Annotated in this window: 11 protein-coding genes; 2 read left to right on the top strand and 9 right to left on the bottom strand. The window is 58.7% G+C overall.

From position 1 onward, the window contains the following. Positions 1–5: 5 nt before the first annotated feature. The 6 genes from ACFFSY_RS08750 to citZ form a co-directional block, all read right to left on the bottom strand. A complete protein-coding gene (locus ACFFSY_RS08750; protein WP_377492875.1) occupies positions 6–956 on the bottom strand; it encodes a sugar kinase in 951 nt (316 codons plus the stop codon). Between the two features lie 30 nt (positions 957–986). Next, on the bottom strand, positions 987–1,415 hold the full coding sequence (locus ACFFSY_RS08745; RefSeq protein ID WP_377492873.1) for a hypothetical protein: 429 nt from the start codon (positions 1,413–1,415) through the stop codon (positions 987–989). Between the two features lie 91 nt (positions 1,416–1,506). Further along, positions 1,507–3,798, bottom strand: a complete 2,292-nt coding sequence (gene recQ, locus ACFFSY_RS08740; RefSeq protein ID WP_377492871.1) for a DNA helicase RecQ — start codon at positions 3,796–3,798, stop codon at positions 1,507–1,509. An 85-nt stretch (positions 3,799–3,883) separates the two neighbouring features. Next, entirely contained in the window at positions 3,884–4,828 is a 945-nt protein-coding gene (mdh, locus tag ACFFSY_RS08735) for a malate dehydrogenase (RefSeq protein ID WP_377492869.1), read from the bottom strand. A gap of 332 nt (positions 4,829–5,160) precedes the next feature. Then, positions 5,161–6,453: an NADP-dependent isocitrate dehydrogenase gene (gene icd / locus ACFFSY_RS08730; protein WP_377492867.1), complete on the bottom strand. Its 1,293-nt coding sequence runs from the start codon at positions 6,451–6,453 to the stop codon at positions 5,161–5,163. Between the two features lie 193 nt (positions 6,454–6,646). Next, positions 6,647–7,762 carry a citrate synthase gene (citZ, locus tag ACFFSY_RS08725; protein WP_377492865.1) on the bottom strand — a complete coding sequence of 372 codons (1,116 nt, stop codon included), beginning with the start codon at positions 7,760–7,762 and terminating at the stop codon, positions 6,647–6,649. 418 nt (positions 7,763–8,180) lie between these two features. On the opposite strand from citZ, the gene ACFFSY_RS08720 reads away from it, so the two are divergent. Further along, positions 8,181–9,710, top strand: coding sequence for a Ppx/GppA phosphatase family protein (locus ACFFSY_RS08720; protein ID WP_377492863.1), 1,530 nt, complete (start codon positions 8,181–8,183; stop codon positions 9,708–9,710). 16 nt (positions 9,711–9,726) lie between these two features. Here the strand turns inward: ACFFSY_RS08720 and ppk1 are convergent, their stop codons facing one another. Next, a complete protein-coding gene (ppk1, locus tag ACFFSY_RS08715; protein ID WP_377492861.1) occupies positions 9,727–11,784 on the bottom strand; it encodes a polyphosphate kinase 1 in 2,058 nt (685 codons plus the stop codon). A 223-nt stretch (positions 11,785–12,007) separates the two neighbouring features. On the opposite strand from ppk1, the gene ytvI reads away from it, so the two are divergent. Continuing rightward, positions 12,008–13,123: a sporulation integral membrane protein YtvI gene (ytvI, locus tag ACFFSY_RS08710; protein ID WP_377492859.1), complete on the top strand. Its 1,116-nt coding sequence runs from the start codon at positions 12,008–12,010 to the stop codon at positions 13,121–13,123. 25 nt (positions 13,124–13,148) lie between these two features. On the opposite strand, the gene ACFFSY_RS08705 is transcribed toward ytvI, so the two are convergent. Further along, on the bottom strand, positions 13,149–13,541 hold the full coding sequence (locus ACFFSY_RS08705) for an FxsA family protein (protein WP_377492857.1): 393 nt from the start codon (positions 13,539–13,541) through the stop codon (positions 13,149–13,151). A gap of 1 nt (position 13,542) precedes the next feature. Next, positions 13,543–14,043, bottom strand: a complete 501-nt coding sequence (locus tag ACFFSY_RS08700) for an acyl-CoA thioesterase (RefSeq protein WP_377492855.1) — start codon at positions 14,041–14,043, stop codon at positions 13,543–13,545. Positions 14,044–14,224: the final 181 nt, after the last annotated feature.

Genomic DNA, 14,224 nt, shown 5'->3' with positions numbered 1-14,224 from the left:
GTCATTTAACGTTCCACCCAGCCTTGTCCTTGCAATCGGCGCTCGACGGCGCTCCACTCTGGCAGCGCTTCCCAGTCGCCGCGCATCTGCACGACGAGCGAGCCGTTGATGCTGCCGATTCTGACCGCTTCCGTCGGGCTCTTCCCTTGCAGAATGCCCGCCAGGAAGCCTGCGCAGAAGCCATCGCCCGCACCAACCGTATCGATCACCTGATCGGCTGGATAGAACGGTACGCTCGTCTCCTTGCCATCCTCAAGCACGACGGTTGTGTCGCCGACGCCTTTAATGACGGTGACGGCAGACAGCGCGGCAAGCTTCTCTTTCACTTGCTCGTAATCATCCGTATCATACAACAACCGAAGCTCGTCCCAGCCTGGCAGGAAGTAGTCCGCTTGCTCAGCAAGGGGCAGCACCACATCTCGGGCCTCCTCGATCGTCCACAGCTTCAGCCGCAGGTTCGGATCGAAGCTGACCTTCACGCCCGCCTCTTTCGCCGCGGCTACCGCCGCAAGCACCGTGCGGCGCGCGCTCTCGCTAATCGCGAGCGTGATGCCCGTGACGTGCAGCAGCTTGCATCCCCGGATGTAATCCAAATCCAAATCCTCCGGGCGCATCCGGCTTGCCGCGGAATGCTTGCGGTAATAATGGACGGCCAGCTTGCCTGCCACGGTCTCGCGGAACATGAGCCCCGTCGACTCTCCCTCGACCAGCCGGGCGCGGGACACGTCGACGCCTTCGCCGCGCACCCGCTTCAGAATTGTGCTGCCGAACGGGTCCTGCCCGAGCGCGCCGAACCAGCCGACCGCGCAGCCAAGGCGCGCCGCGCCGATCGCGACGTTGCTCTCCGCGCCGCCGAAGCTCTGCTCCAGTGAGGCCGCGCCTTCCAAACCCCGATATTCAGGCGACATGAACAGCGCCATTGTCTCTCCAAACGTGAGCAAATCCGGTGATTGCATCCTCGAACTCTCCCTATTAGAACGGCGTTATTAGTCTTTCAGAATCGGATATTTCATGAAGTAGATGATCACCAGGTACAGCACCAGCACGACGATGCTCAGCACGCGCGCTTTGGCGATGTGCGCCGATGCGCTGCTGCCGGATTGAATCTCGATCGCGATGCGTTTGAGCGGCTTCGTGATGATGCCGCCGAGCGCGGCGATCGCCAAGAACAGCAGCGTAATAATGATCATCCAGATGACGGCGTAATCGCCCTGCGACATCAAGTATCCGCCCGTAAGCAGCTGCAGAACAAGGAAGTATTGGGCGATGCGGTTCGCGGAGACAAGCCCTTCCGCCAGACCGGCTTGTCCGGCTCCAGCCAGCTTGGAAGCCCGGCTGACGAGCGTCGGCAGCACGAGATAGAAGCCCATCCCCGCCGCGCCGATAACGTGCAGCAACAACATAATTTTAAACATTGCATTTCCTCCTGAGTGGTAATAGGCACCTTCATGCCTCTAATGCACAATCCCCATAATTATACTAAAGAAAGCTTAGTTTTCAAAGCAATCACGCTTGATTCGCCGTCAACTTCTGCTTCGTCAACACGGCCTTAATCGCGAAATAATCGATCTCCTCCGGCAGCAAATCCTTGATCGGCCGCAGCTTGTCCGCGCCAGCTTCCTGCGCAGCCGCCAGAATGAGTCTCTCCTGCTCCTCCGAGAAGAATTGCCGCCAATCGACCTCTTCGCCCTCTTCCGCGCACCGAATGATATGATTCTCGACCGTGACACGGCTCATGTCCCGCAGGGCGGCGATATCCGATAGCGAGCGTCCTGCCTGCAGCAGCGCCAGCGACTGGTAGTGGCTTGGCAGTTCAGCATTCTCTTCGAGCAGAGCGGCAGACTCATCGTCCGGAGGCGTTGGTACAGATGTAGCCGACGCTCCGGAAAGCGTGGCCACCGCCCGGTCTGCCAAGTCCGCTTGCCCCTGGGCATCCGGCCCGCCTTCAGCGCCTTCACGCTGGTTGGCCGTATCGAACGAACCACTTGCCAGCCCGTCCGAAACCGCACCTGCCCCGCCTTCCCGGAATCTCCGCACGATCTCCAGCACCTCGAAGCCGTACTTGCGCACCTTCGCTTCCCCGACGCCCTTCACGCCGAGCAGCTGTTCGCTGTTCGCCGGCGCGACATCCGCGATCTCGCGCAGCGCCGCGTCGAAGAACAGCATGAACGGCGGCACATGCTCCTTGGCCGCGGTCTGCCTGCGCCATTCCCGAAGCGCTTCGAACAGCGGCGAGTTCGCGACTGACGGACCAGATGCGCGGCGCTTGGCCGCCGTGCTCCGCTTGCGCAGGACCGTCTTGCTGCCCTCGAGCACCGGCAGCGCCTCCTGCGCGAGCGATACGGTCGGATATTCGCCGTCGCTAATCCGCATGTAGCCTTCGGCCACGAGCCAGTACAGCCAATCGGAAATTTCTTTCTCCGCCCAATTCGAGAATAGCCCGTACGTGGACTGGCGGTCCAAGCCTAGCTCGAGCAGACGCTTGTCCCTGGAGCCTTTGAGCACTTTGGCCGCCATCGTCACGCCAAAACGCCCCTTCAACCGGCCAACGCACGACAGTGCCTTGCGCGCCTCTTCCGTCATGTCGACCTTCTCGCTTTGATCCAGGCAGTTGCTGCATTTGCCGCACGGCGTCACGTCCGCCTCGCCGAAGTAGCTGACGATATATTGCAGCAGGCAGCGGTCCGTCCGGGCGAAATGCATCATCGTGTACAGCTTCGCCGACTGGATCGACCGCCGCTGCGGATCCTGGGTGCCGCGTTCGATCAGGAACCGCTGCACCTGTACATCCTGCGGCTCGAACATGAGCAAGCAGTCGCTCTCTTCGCCGTCGCGTCCCGCGCGTCCCGCCTCTTGGTAATACGACTCGACATCGCTCGGCATCTGCCAATGGACGACGAAGCGGACGTTGGGCTTGTCGATCCCCATGCCGAAGGCGTTCGTCGCGACCATGATCCGGATGTCGTCGAACCGGAATTTCTCCTGCGCGGAAGCACGCTCATGATCCGACAAGCCGCCATGGTACTTATCCGCCGCAAGGCCGAGCTTCTGCAGATCCGAGCATACTTCTTCGACTTCCTTGCGCGTCGCCGCGTAGATGATGCCGGACTGATCCTGCCGCTGGCGGAGGAAGTCTCGTAGAAATTTACGCTTGTCCACCCCGGTCACGACGGACAGCGACAGGTTCGTCCGGGCGAACCCGGTGACGAATACGTTCGGCTCCCGCAGGCCGAGCATGTCCGCGATATCGCGGGATACCTCCGGCGTCGCCGTCGCCGTGAAGGCCGCTACCGGCGGCCGGTGCTCCAGCCGGCCGATCCAATGCGCGAGTTGGCGGTAGCTCGGCCGGAAATCGTGCCCCCATTGCGAGACGCAGTGCGCCTCGTCGATCGCGATGAGCGGGATTTGGAGCTGGCTGGCGAGCGATTCGAACATCGTGCCGTCGAGCCTCTCCGGCGCAACGTACAATAGTTTATAGGCGCCCTGCGTCAAGCCGCGCATGACTTCCCGGTAGGTCGCGGCGTCCAGCGAGCTGTTCAAATAGGCAGCCGGCACGCCGAGACGCGTCAGCGCATCGACCTGGTCCTTCATCAGCGAGATGAGCGGCGAGACGACGATCGTCGTCCCCGGCAGCATGAGCGCCGGAAGCTGATAGCAGATCGACTTCCCTCCGCCCGTCGGCAGAATCGCCAGCGTATCGCTGCTCCCCAAGATGCCGCTAATAATTTCGCTCTGTCCCTTGCGGAACGCATCGTACCCGTATACCTGCTTGAGCAGCCGCTGGGCTTCTTCCATCATCGTGTTTCCCCCTCCCGTATCAGGCAAAAAGGACCCTGACGGTTCATCCCGCCGGGGTCCCATGTACTTCATGAGTATAGTGGAACTATGCGCCTGTTACAACCTGAATGACGCTGCGAACGGAATTGGCGGATTTCTCCAGAGCCGCCTTCTCGTCCTCCGTCAGCTCCAGCTCGAACACCTTCTCGATGCCGTCGCCGCCGAGAATGACCGGTACGCCCATGAAGAGGTTGTCGTAGCCGTATTCGCCCTGGAGCAGCGCGATGACCGGCAAGATCCGCTTCTTGTCCTTCAAGATCGCCTCGGTCATCTGGACGAGCGATGCGGCCGGCGCGTAGTACGCGGAGCCGTTGCCGAGCAGATTAACGATCTCGCCGCCGCCGACGCGTGTGCGCTGCACGATCGCTTCGATCCGGTCGGCCGGAATCAGCTTCTCGATCGGAATGCCGCCGACGTTGGAATACCGGACGAGCGGCACCATGTCGTCGCCATGGCCGCCGAGCACGAAGCCGCGCACGTCTTCGACCGACACGTTCAGCTCCTGCGCGATGAACGTACAGTAGCGCGCCGTGTCGAGCACGCCGGACTGGCCGATCACGCGGTTCTTCGGAAATCCAAGCGCGTTGTATGCCACGTATGTCATGGCATCAACCGGGTTCGAAAGGATGATGACGTATGCGTCGGGGCTCGTCGTCTTAATGTTCTCGCAGACGGACTTGACGATGCCCGCGTTCGTGTTCACGAGATCGTCGCGGCTCATCCCCGGCTTGCGCGCGATGCCCGCCGTGATGATGACCACCTCAGAGCCTTTCGTGTCGGCATAATCGCTCGTCCCTGTGATGCGGGCGTCGATGCCTTGGACCGGCGTCGATTCCAGCATGTCGAGCGCCTTGCCCTTCGTCGGGTTCTCCAGCTGCGGGATGTCGACCAGCACGACGTCGCCGAGTTCCTTCTGCGCCAGCATAAGCGCCGTCGTGGCGCCGGTGAAGCCTGCGCCGACCACAGTAATCTTGTTACGTTTAATCGCCATATCACGAACCTCCAATGTCCATATTGTAAAGGGTTGCGTACAAAAACGTCTGCCCCATGCAGACGCGCGTTTCCCGGCAAGTACAACCGAATTACGTTAGTCAGTATGGGGCAGATGACTTGGCTTTTAAACTAATAGAGGTTGTTCAAAAAGTCGCCAATTGATCACGAAGCATATCAAGGCGTAAATTACGCATCGAATCTGGCGGTCAGGCTTGAAGTCCGGCGCTCATTTAGGTTTGCCTAAACTCCGCTCCTCCCTCTTCGCCTTCTCGCCACCTTCTCGGTGCTGAATCGTCGACTTTTTGAACGCTCACCCTTATGTGCGTACGATTACAGGTTCGCGATGATTTGGTCTGCGAACTCGGAGCACTTCACTTCGGTCGCGCCTTCCATCAGACGAGCGAAGTCATACGTGACCGTTTTGTTGTTGATCGACGTTTCCATGCCTTTGTAGATCAGGTCAGCCGCTTCCTGCCAGCCCAGGTGCTCGAGGAGCATAACGCCGGAGAGGATAACGGAACCTGGGTTCACGACGTCTTTGTCCGCATACTTAGGCGCAGTGCCGTGCGTCGCTTCGAAGATGGCGTGTCCCGTCAGGTAGTTAATGTTCGCGCCTGGCGCGATGCCGATGCCGCCAACTTGCGCAGCCAGGGCGTCGGACAGGTAGTCGCCGTTCAGGTTCAGCGTCGCGATGACGTCGAAGTCGGTCGGACGTGTAAGTACTTGCTGCAGGGCGATGTCGGCGATTGCGTCTTTCACGATCAGCTTGCCGGCTGCTTCCGCTTCCGCTTGCGCTTTGTTCGCCGCGTCCACGCCTTGCTCTTCTTTAATGCGGTCGTATTGACCCCATGTGAAGGTTTGCTCCGCGAACTCTTGCTCGGCCACTTCGTAGCCCCAGTTCTTGAACGCGCCTTCGGTGAATTTCATGATGTTGCCTTTGTGAACGAGCGTCAGCGATTTGCGGCCGTGTTTCAGTGCATATTCGATTGCGGCGCGCGCCAGACGCTTCGAACCTTCTGCCGATACAGGCTTGATGCCGATACCGGAAGTTTCCGGGAAGCGAATTTTGTTCGCGCCCATCTCGTTCTGGAGGAACTCGATCACTTTCTTCACTTCCGCGGAGCCTTCTTTGTACTCGATACCTGCATAAATGTCTTCCGTGTTCTCGCGGAAGATGACCATGTTCACGAGTTCAGGGCGCTTAACCGGGGAAGGTACGCCGTTGAAGTAGCGGACAGGACGCAGGCACACGTACAGGTCAAGCTCTTGACGCAGCGCAACGTTCAGGGAACGGATGCCGCCGCCGATTGGCGTCGTCAGCGGGCCTTTGATCGCAACGATGTATTCGCGGATCGCTTCAAGCGTGTCGTTAGGCAGCCATTCGCCATATGTGTTGAATGCTTTCTCGCCGGCGAACACTTCGTACCATGCGATTTTCTTCTCGCCGTTGTACGCTTTCTCTACAGCAGCGTCCAGTACGCGCTTGGAAGCTTTCCAGATATCGCGGCCCGTGCCATCGCCTTCGATGAACGGGATGATCGGATTGCTTGGTACTTGCAGGACGCCGTTGTCGATCGTAATTTTCTCGCCTTCAGTTGGAAGCGCAAATTTCTCGAGTTTCATGAGTAGAATTCCTCCTTCAATATAGTAGAGATGAATAGCGGCGATCACAGCATGACGGGTGTCCGCGGCCCAGGCTCCTCGCCCGATGCGCAGACACCCTCCACGTGAAGCGGTATGTAAGCAAAAGCCGGGCATGCTCCGAGGCGGCACGTCTCATGAATCGAGGTGCCGTATCGGGATGCGCCTGCTTTGTCTATTGCCGCTCGGCGATCGGCGTAACCTTCTGGTTCACCGGCCCCGTGTATTCGGCGCGCGGACGGATAAGACGGTTGTTCTCGTATTGCTCGAGAATGTGGGCTGTCCATCCCGATACGCGGCTGATGGCGAAGATTGGCGTGAACAGGTCGCGCGCGATGCCAAGCGTAGTATATACGGAAGCGGAGTAGAAGTCTACATTAGGCTTGAGACCCTTCTGGCCTGTAACGAGTTCTTCGATCTTCACCGACATCTCGTACAGCTCCATGTTCCCGGTCAGCTTGCCCAATTCGCGGGACATCTTCTGCAGATGCTTCGCGCGCGGGTCGCCGTTCTTGTAGACGCGGTGGCCGAAGCCCATGATTTTCTCTTTGTTGGCGAGCTTCTCATTAATCGTCGATTCAACCTTGTCGAACGATCCGATTTCCTCGAGCATCACCATAACCGCTTCGTTCGCGCCGCCGTGCAGCGGACCTTTAAGCGCGCCGATCGCGGACGTAACGCCGGAGTAGATATCGGAGAGCGTTGCGACGGTAACGCGAGCCGCGAATGTGGACGCGTTCAACTCATGATCGGCGTGAAGCACGAGTGCTTGGTCGAGCGCCTTCACCGCAACCTGGTCCGGTTCTTGTCCGGTCAGCATATAGAGGAAGTTGTGCGCTACGGATACGCCGGACTTCGGAGCGATAGGCTCCTTGCCTTCACGGATGCGCGCGAAAGCAGCCACGATCGTCGGCAGCTGCGCCTGCAGCTTGACCGCTTTCTTCAAATTCGCCTCAGGCGACATGTCCTGCGCGGATTCGTCATACAACGCCAGACTCGAGATTGCCGTGCGCAGCGCCGCCATCGTGTTCGTGTCCTTCGGATACAGCTTAAGCTGTTCGATGACTTGCGACGGAATCGCAGCATATTCGCCCAGTTGCTTCACCAGGCCGTCCAATTCGGACTGCGTCGGAAGCTTGCCGTACCAGAGTAAATATGCGACTTCTTCAAAGGAAGCGTTCTCTGCCAGATCGTCAATATCGATCCCGCGATACGTCAGCACGCCGTCAACAATGGAGCTGATGGACGATGTCGTGGCGACGATGCCTTCCAGACCTTTGGTTGCTGTCATCTTTCTCTCTCCTTTAATTCGGGTATCCTTGCGGCAACAATTGAACAATAATTGGAATTTTAATCCGAATCGTCCCTTCAATCATATCGGATTTTGACAGGGAAGTGAACAAAATCGGACATAAAAATGCTTTATCGCCGTCATCAAAAAATATTGTTGTTTCCCGCACGGACGTTTGATTCCCCCGAAGCGGTGCGGGTATATAACCATACTGACTCAGTTTGCCTCATGTTTGGACAAAATACACGCGTCTCCCGCGGCGCTCCAAAAAAATCGCAGCTTGTGAATAAACGACAATTCCGCCTATTCAAATCCTAGAACGGCGCCTTCTTTAAGCGGCATGCGAGTAGTGGTAAAATGTTGGCATGGCAAAAACTGAACAGACCATACGATCAAATTATCCCGACCGGAGGCACACATGACGGAACAACGCATCGGCATCATCGACATCGGCTCGAACTCCATTCGCCTGGTCGTCTACGAACGGACGTCGCACGGCGCTCATCGCGTCATCGATGGCAGCAAGCGGGCGGCAAGACTATCCGAGCAAATCGACGAGCGCGGCAATGTCCCGGAAGGCGCCATCTCCGACTTAGTCGATATGATGAACCACTTCCGGCTTATCTGCGCGCATCACCGCACCGGCTATATTCGCACGGTCGCGACGGCCGCGATCCGCAACGCCGCCAACCGCGCAGACGTGCTGCGGCGCATTGAAGCCGAAGCCGGCTTGAAGGTTGAACTCCTCACCGGCGAAGAAGAAGCCGCCTACGGCTTCCTTGGCATGATTAATTCGATGGATATTACGGACGGCTTCCTCATCGATATCGGCGGCGGCAGCACCGAAGTCTCGCTGTTCCGCGACCGCACGCTGGTGCAATCCGTCTCGTTCCCATTCGGCTGCGTCAATCTCACCCGCCGCTTCGCCCCGAAGGGCGTGCTGCAGGACGAGGACTTGCGCGCGCTGGAAGCCTACGTGGAAGACGCCGTGAGCAAGGAGCCCTGGATCAGCTGGTCGCCGGACCTGCCGCTCGTCGGCGTCGGGGGCACGATCCGCGCGCTAGGCAAAGTCCACCAAGCCCACGTGAAGTATGCGTTCCAGAGCCATCACAATTATCCGATCCCCGCCGCCGAGGTCGACGACTTGTTCGAACAGACGCGCAAGCTGCCGCTGGATAAGCGCCGCAAGCTGCCGGGCTTGTCCAAAGACCGGGTCGATATTATCGTGCCCGGGATCGCCATTGCGCGCGTGCTCGGCAAGGTGGCCCGCTCCTCCCACTACGTCGTCTGCGGGACGGGGCTTAGGGACGGCCTGTTCTACGATACGCGATTTCCCGAGCAGCCCAGGCAATCCGACGTGCTAGCCTACAGCGTCGGCAATCTGGCCGCCCTCCATCCCGCCATGCCCAGACAGCATGTCGCGCAAGTGAACCGGACCGCACTGCAGCTGCTGGAGTCGCTTCGCCTTGTCCAGCCGTTGCCCGAGCGGGCCAGACTGTGGCTGGATACCGCCTCGTCGCTGTTCCGGATTGGCGCGAGCATCGACTATTACGAATACGCCAAGCATACCTTCTATCTGATGATCAATTCACAGCTGTGGGGGTTATCGCACCGCGAGCTGCTCATCTGCGCGGCCATTGCCTCCTATAAGAGCCGGAACCGGGCCAAGCTGCTCGCCGCCTCCTTCCGCCCGATTCTGGATGAGCACGACGTGCAGCTGATCTCGCTGCTCGGCACGGTGCTGCAGCTGGCGGTCGCGCTCGACCGCAGCGAGACGCAGGCAATCGGCCGCCTGGACGTGGCGATCGAAGGACCGAAGCTGCTGCTGTCGGCCACGCGCGCGGAAGGCGCGCTCGCCGTGGAACGCAAAGAAGTCGACGGCTTAGCCGACGACTTCAAGAAGGTGTGGGGACTGACGCCTCATCTGGCGATACCGCACTTCCGCTAGAACGTGCATTCCTCGCCTAGCGCTTCCAGACGCGGATGCGCTTGGCGACGAATTGGCTGCGCAGAGGATCGCCTTCAAGCGGCGTCCGGACGTAAGTTCCGCTCGGCAGCAGCTCCCGCGCTTTAACGTTATCGTTCAAGTTCAGCTCGATCACATTCAGCAGCATGCGCCGAAGCGACGAATCGAATACCGGACAGAGCAGCTCGATACGACGAGTCAAGTTACGCGTCATCCAGTCGGCGCTGGAGAGAAACACTTCATCCTCGCCGCCATTGTGGAACACCATAATGCGGGAGTGCTCGAGGAACCGGTCGACGATCGAGATGACGCGTATGTTCTCGCTCTGTCCCGGCACGCCGGGGCGCAGACAGCAGACGCCGCGCACGATCAGGTCGATGCGCACGCCCGCCTGCGACGCCTCGTACAGCTTATCGATCATCTCCTGATGCGATAAGCTGTTCATTTTGGCGATAATGCGAGCCGGGCGTCCTTCCGCGGCGTGCGCCTTCTCGCGGTCGATCAGCTCGAACAGCTTCTCCTTCAAGTCCGTCGGCGCGACGCCGAACGCTTTCCATTCATATGGCGAGGAGTAGCCCGTAATCTCGTTGAAAAGCGCGGAAGCGTCCGCCCCGATGACCGGATGGGAGGTGAAAAGTCCGAAATCGGTATACAGCTTCGCCGTATTGTCGTTGTAGTTGCCCGTGCCCACATGTACATACCGGCGCAGCATCTGCTGCTCCCGCCGGACGACGAGCAGGATCTTGGCGTGCGTCTTAAGACCGACGAGACCGTAGACGACGTGGCAGCCCGCCTTCTCCAGCTGTCTGGCCCAAGCGATGTTGCGCTCTTCGTCGAAGCGCGCCTTCAGCTCCACGACGACGGTTACTTGCTTGCCTTCCTCGGCCGCATTGGCCAGTGCCTGCACGAGCGCGGATTGGCCGCTTACGCGGTATAGCGTCATTTTGATCGCGAGCACGTCCGGGTCATGCGCGGCATCCGTCACGAAGTCGTTTACGGCTTCGAACGATTCGTAGGGATGGTAGGTCAGCACGTCCTGCTGCCGTAGCACCGCGAACATGTCGTCCGAATGTTCGAATTCTTGCGGATATACAGGCTCCATCCGCTCGAAACGAAGCGAATCGTATCCCGGCAGCGAGCTAGAGAAGCGCATGAGGAAGCTGAGATCGAGCGGTCCGTCGATTTCGAACATGTTATCGGACAGCTCCAGCTCTTCCTTCAGCAGCTGCAGCGCGTACGGATGCATCCCCTTGGCGTATTCCACGCGTACCGGCATGCCCCACCGTCTGCGGCGGAGCTCCTTCTCGATCTCTTCCAGCAGATCCTCGGCGCCTTCTTCGTTGAGCGTCAAGTCGGCGTTGCGCGTCAGCCGGAACGGATGCACCGCGATCGGCGTGTATCCATTGAACAAAGTATCGATGTGGCGTTCGATCAGATCTTCCAGCAGGACGAACTCCGACTTCTTGCTGCCGGTTCGCCCCGGCACGACGACGAAGCGCTGCAAGATCGACGGCACCTGGACGATCGCGAAGAACGGCTCTTCTTCCGGCGGCTGATCCTCTTGGTTCAGCAGCACGGCCAAATACAGCTCCCTCGTATGCAGCAGGGGGAACGGACGGCTTTGATCGACGGCCATCGGCGTCAGCACCGGAAAGACGATTTCGTAGAAATAGTCGTCGATCGCCTTCGTCTGCGCGGCGTTCAGCTCGTTAATATTCCGGAAGCAGATGCCTTCCTTCGCCAAGCCGCGCATCACTTCGCGGAACGTCCGGTATTGGTCTTGAACCATCTTGCCTGCTCGTTTAATCAAACGTTTCCACAGTCCGGCCGGCGTATATCCGGTAAAATCCTTCTTCGTGTATCCTGCCTTCATCTGATCCTGGATGCCTGCCATCCGAACACTCATAAACTCGTCGAGATTGCTGGAGACGATCGCCAGGAACTTGGCTCGCTCGAGCAGCGGATTATCGGCATCCTGCGCTTCTTCCAGCACTCTGCGGTTAAACTCTATCCAGCTCAAATCGCGGTTCACATACGGGGGCAGCGGTCTGTTCATTCCAATGATCCTCCTAAGAACACGTTCCGTTATCGATCAATCTTGCTTGCGTACTGGCAAAAACATGAGTCTGTCCCAGTATGAGGGCTGAATATTCGAGACATGTTAATGAATTGTAAAGAGAACGTTAACGAGAGGCGTTTACTCCGTTTTTTTGTCAATTTTGGTCGTGTCTGGACGGCAATGCTACAATCGTTGTATGACGACAATCGGGGGGAAGCTCATGGATCGGACCACCTCACGCCGGCTTTGGCGAGCGCTGTTCGTGCTGTTCGTACTTGCCGTAACCATCCTGCTGCTTATCTACGTCACGCCGCTCGTGTATCCATTTGTAATCGGCTGGCTGCTCGCTTATGCCATCAATCCGCTCGTCACCGGCATGCAGCGCAAGTGGAAAGTCCCACGTTGGATCGGCGTCACCGTTACGCTGCTGCTGTTCGTAGCCGCGATGCTGACGGTCGTCTCGGCGCTGGTCACGCGGATCGTCGTAGAGATCATCCACCTCTCCAAATCGCTCAACAGCACGATCGAGTGGTGGAGACGTCAATTCGAGCAATTCATCGCCGCGCCGGAAATCCAGGATTTTATCGATAAGCTCAGCACCTTTTACAAAGAAAATCCCAACTACCAAGATACGATCAATTCGCGGATATCCGATACGGCCAATCTAGTGGCATCCAAAAGCTCCGCGATCCTGACGTCCATCCTGAACGGTATTGTCACGCTGATCTCTTCGCTTCCGAACGTCGCCACCATTCTCGTGGTCGTGCTCTTGGCCGCCTTCTTCATCAGCAAGGACTGGTACCGGCACGTGACCAAGATGTCGTCCTGGTTCCCGCAGACCGTCCGCCAATCGACCTCGGTCGTCTGGACCGACCTGCAGAAGGCGCTGTTCGGCTACTTGCGAGCCCAATTCATCATGATCTCCATTACCGCCTGCGTCGTCATCGCCGGGCTGATGATCCTGAACGTCGAATATGCCATCTCGATCGGCCTGTTGATCGGCCTTGTCGACCTGCTCCCTTACCTCGGGGTTGGAGCCGCCATGGTGCCGTGGATCGCGTATACGTTCATCTACGGCGACATCTCGCTCGGCATCGGCCTGTCGATTCTATACGCCGTCATTCTGGTCGCACGCCAAATGCTCGAGCCCAAGGTGCTCGCAAGCAGCGTCGGACTCGACCCGCTTCCCACGCTCATCGCCATGTTCGTGGGCTTAAAACTGTTCGGCGTCTTCGGGCTCATCATCGGTCCGGTATCGCTCGTGATTCTGTCTGCCATTCACAAGGCGAACGTGTTCCGCGATATTTATAGCTACATCATGCGGGGGGCCAAGTAGCGGCCCCTCTTCGCATGCATACGGATTACCACCTGCGAATCGTAAAGGTTCCCCGCCCGATCTGCTTCTCGATGAACCGGTAAATTAACTTCCGGTAAATCGGCCGCGTGAGCGGGAACAACAGCGTAATGCCGACGATATCCGTGAAAAAACCCGGCATGAGCAGCATTAACCCGCCGATGAGGACGCACAGGCCGTCGAGCATGGCGAATCCCGGCGGCTGACCACTTTGAATTTGGCGCTGCACCTCGGTTAAAGCCTTGCGCCCCTCGGATTTCGACAGATACGCCCCGGCAAAACCGGTGATCAAAATGAGCAGGAACGTCGCCCAGCCCCCGATCAGGTGGCCCATCTGAATAATGCCCCACATCTCGATTGCGGGAATGATGATAATGGCCGCAAAGATCCATTTCAGCATGCTACTCGCCTCCTTCTTCGCGCACAGCCCGCTGAAGCGCGGCGTATTGCGCCGGCATCGCTTTGTCGAGCCGGCTCGGACGAAACTCCGCGTTCACCCACACGTGCTTGGTGCCGCCCTCCACCAGCAGCTCGCCCGGCGGGAACGCGCCTACGAAGCGTCTTCCTTGCCACGCTTCCTCCGGGACGCGCCTTACCTCCGATCGGAACGAAATGCGAACCGGCGAGAATTGTTCGACTGCCGTGCAGACAAGCACCGTATCGTCGTATTTGGCCGGCAAGATAAACTTGCAGGCGAGATCGACGACAGGCAGCAGCAAGCCGCCAGCCTCGATCTCCTTGTACGAAATGCCCAAATGCCGCACGAGCTCCGTCCGGCCGATCTCGAACCAGGTCGCATAATTGCCGTGGAAGACAACCCCCATCTGGTCGGTCTCCTGGTAACGCACCCGCAGCGGATGCAAATACCACACAAGCGACTTCTCCTCCTTGCGTTGCTCCATTTGCCTTCTCCTCTCTGCCTCTCCAGCTGACGATAAGGGCTTCGCCCGTCCAAACCCTTTTTTTCCTCGCCCCTTGTAGTTACCTCCCCCTAGTTGGTCCCTCCCCCTTCCCCCTCCGCCGCAATGCTGTTAGGTTAAGCTTTACAGGCTGCGCCGTTTGATGGAGGAGTACCTATTTGCG

It is taken from the genome of Paenibacillus aurantiacus (assembly GCF_042431225.1).
GTDB classification, from domain to species: domain Bacteria; phylum Bacillota; class Bacilli; order Paenibacillales; family Paenibacillaceae; genus Paenibacillus_Z; species Paenibacillus_Z aurantiacus.
The sequence above is the reverse complement of the archived record's forward strand: the minus strand, read 5'-3'. Positions and strand labels throughout refer to the sequence as shown.

What these genes read in the sequence shown, in the direction of transcription:
- ACFFSY_RS08750 (WP_377492875.1), bottom strand. Translation starts at nt 956, where the DNA reads ATGCAATCACCGGATTTGCTCACGTTTGGAGAGACAATGGCGCTGTTC.
- ACFFSY_RS08745 (WP_377492873.1), bottom strand. Translation starts at nt 1,415, where the DNA reads ATGTTTAAAATTATGTTGTTGCTGCACGTTATCGGCGCGGCGGGGATG.
- recQ (WP_377492871.1), bottom strand. Translation starts at nt 3,798, where the DNA reads ATGATGGAAGAAGCCCAGCGGCTGCTCAAGCAGGTATACGGGTACGAT.
- mdh (WP_377492869.1), bottom strand. Translation starts at nt 4,828, where the DNA reads ATGGCGATTAAACGTAACAAGATTACTGTGGTCGGCGCAGGCTTCACC.
- icd (WP_377492867.1), bottom strand. Translation starts at nt 6,453, where the DNA reads ATGAAACTCGAGAAATTTGCGCTTCCAACTGAAGGCGAGAAAATTACG.
- citZ (WP_377492865.1), bottom strand. Translation starts at nt 7,762, where the DNA reads ATGACAGCAACCAAAGGTCTGGAAGGCATCGTCGCCACGACATCGTCC.
- ACFFSY_RS08720 (WP_377492863.1), top strand. Translation starts at nt 8,181, where the DNA reads ATGACGGAACAACGCATCGGCATCATCGACATCGGCTCGAACTCCATT.
- ppk1 (WP_377492861.1), bottom strand. Translation starts at nt 11,784, where the DNA reads ATGAACAGACCGCTGCCCCCGTATGTGAACCGCGATTTGAGCTGGATA.
- ytvI (WP_377492859.1), top strand. Translation starts at nt 12,008, where the DNA reads ATGGATCGGACCACCTCACGCCGGCTTTGGCGAGCGCTGTTCGTGCTG.
- ACFFSY_RS08705 (WP_377492857.1), bottom strand. Translation starts at nt 13,541, where the DNA reads ATGCTGAAATGGATCTTTGCGGCCATTATCATCATTCCCGCAATCGAG.
- ACFFSY_RS08700 (WP_377492855.1), bottom strand. Translation starts at nt 14,043, where the DNA reads ATGGAGCAACGCAAGGAGGAGAAGTCGCTTGTGTGGTATTTGCATCCG.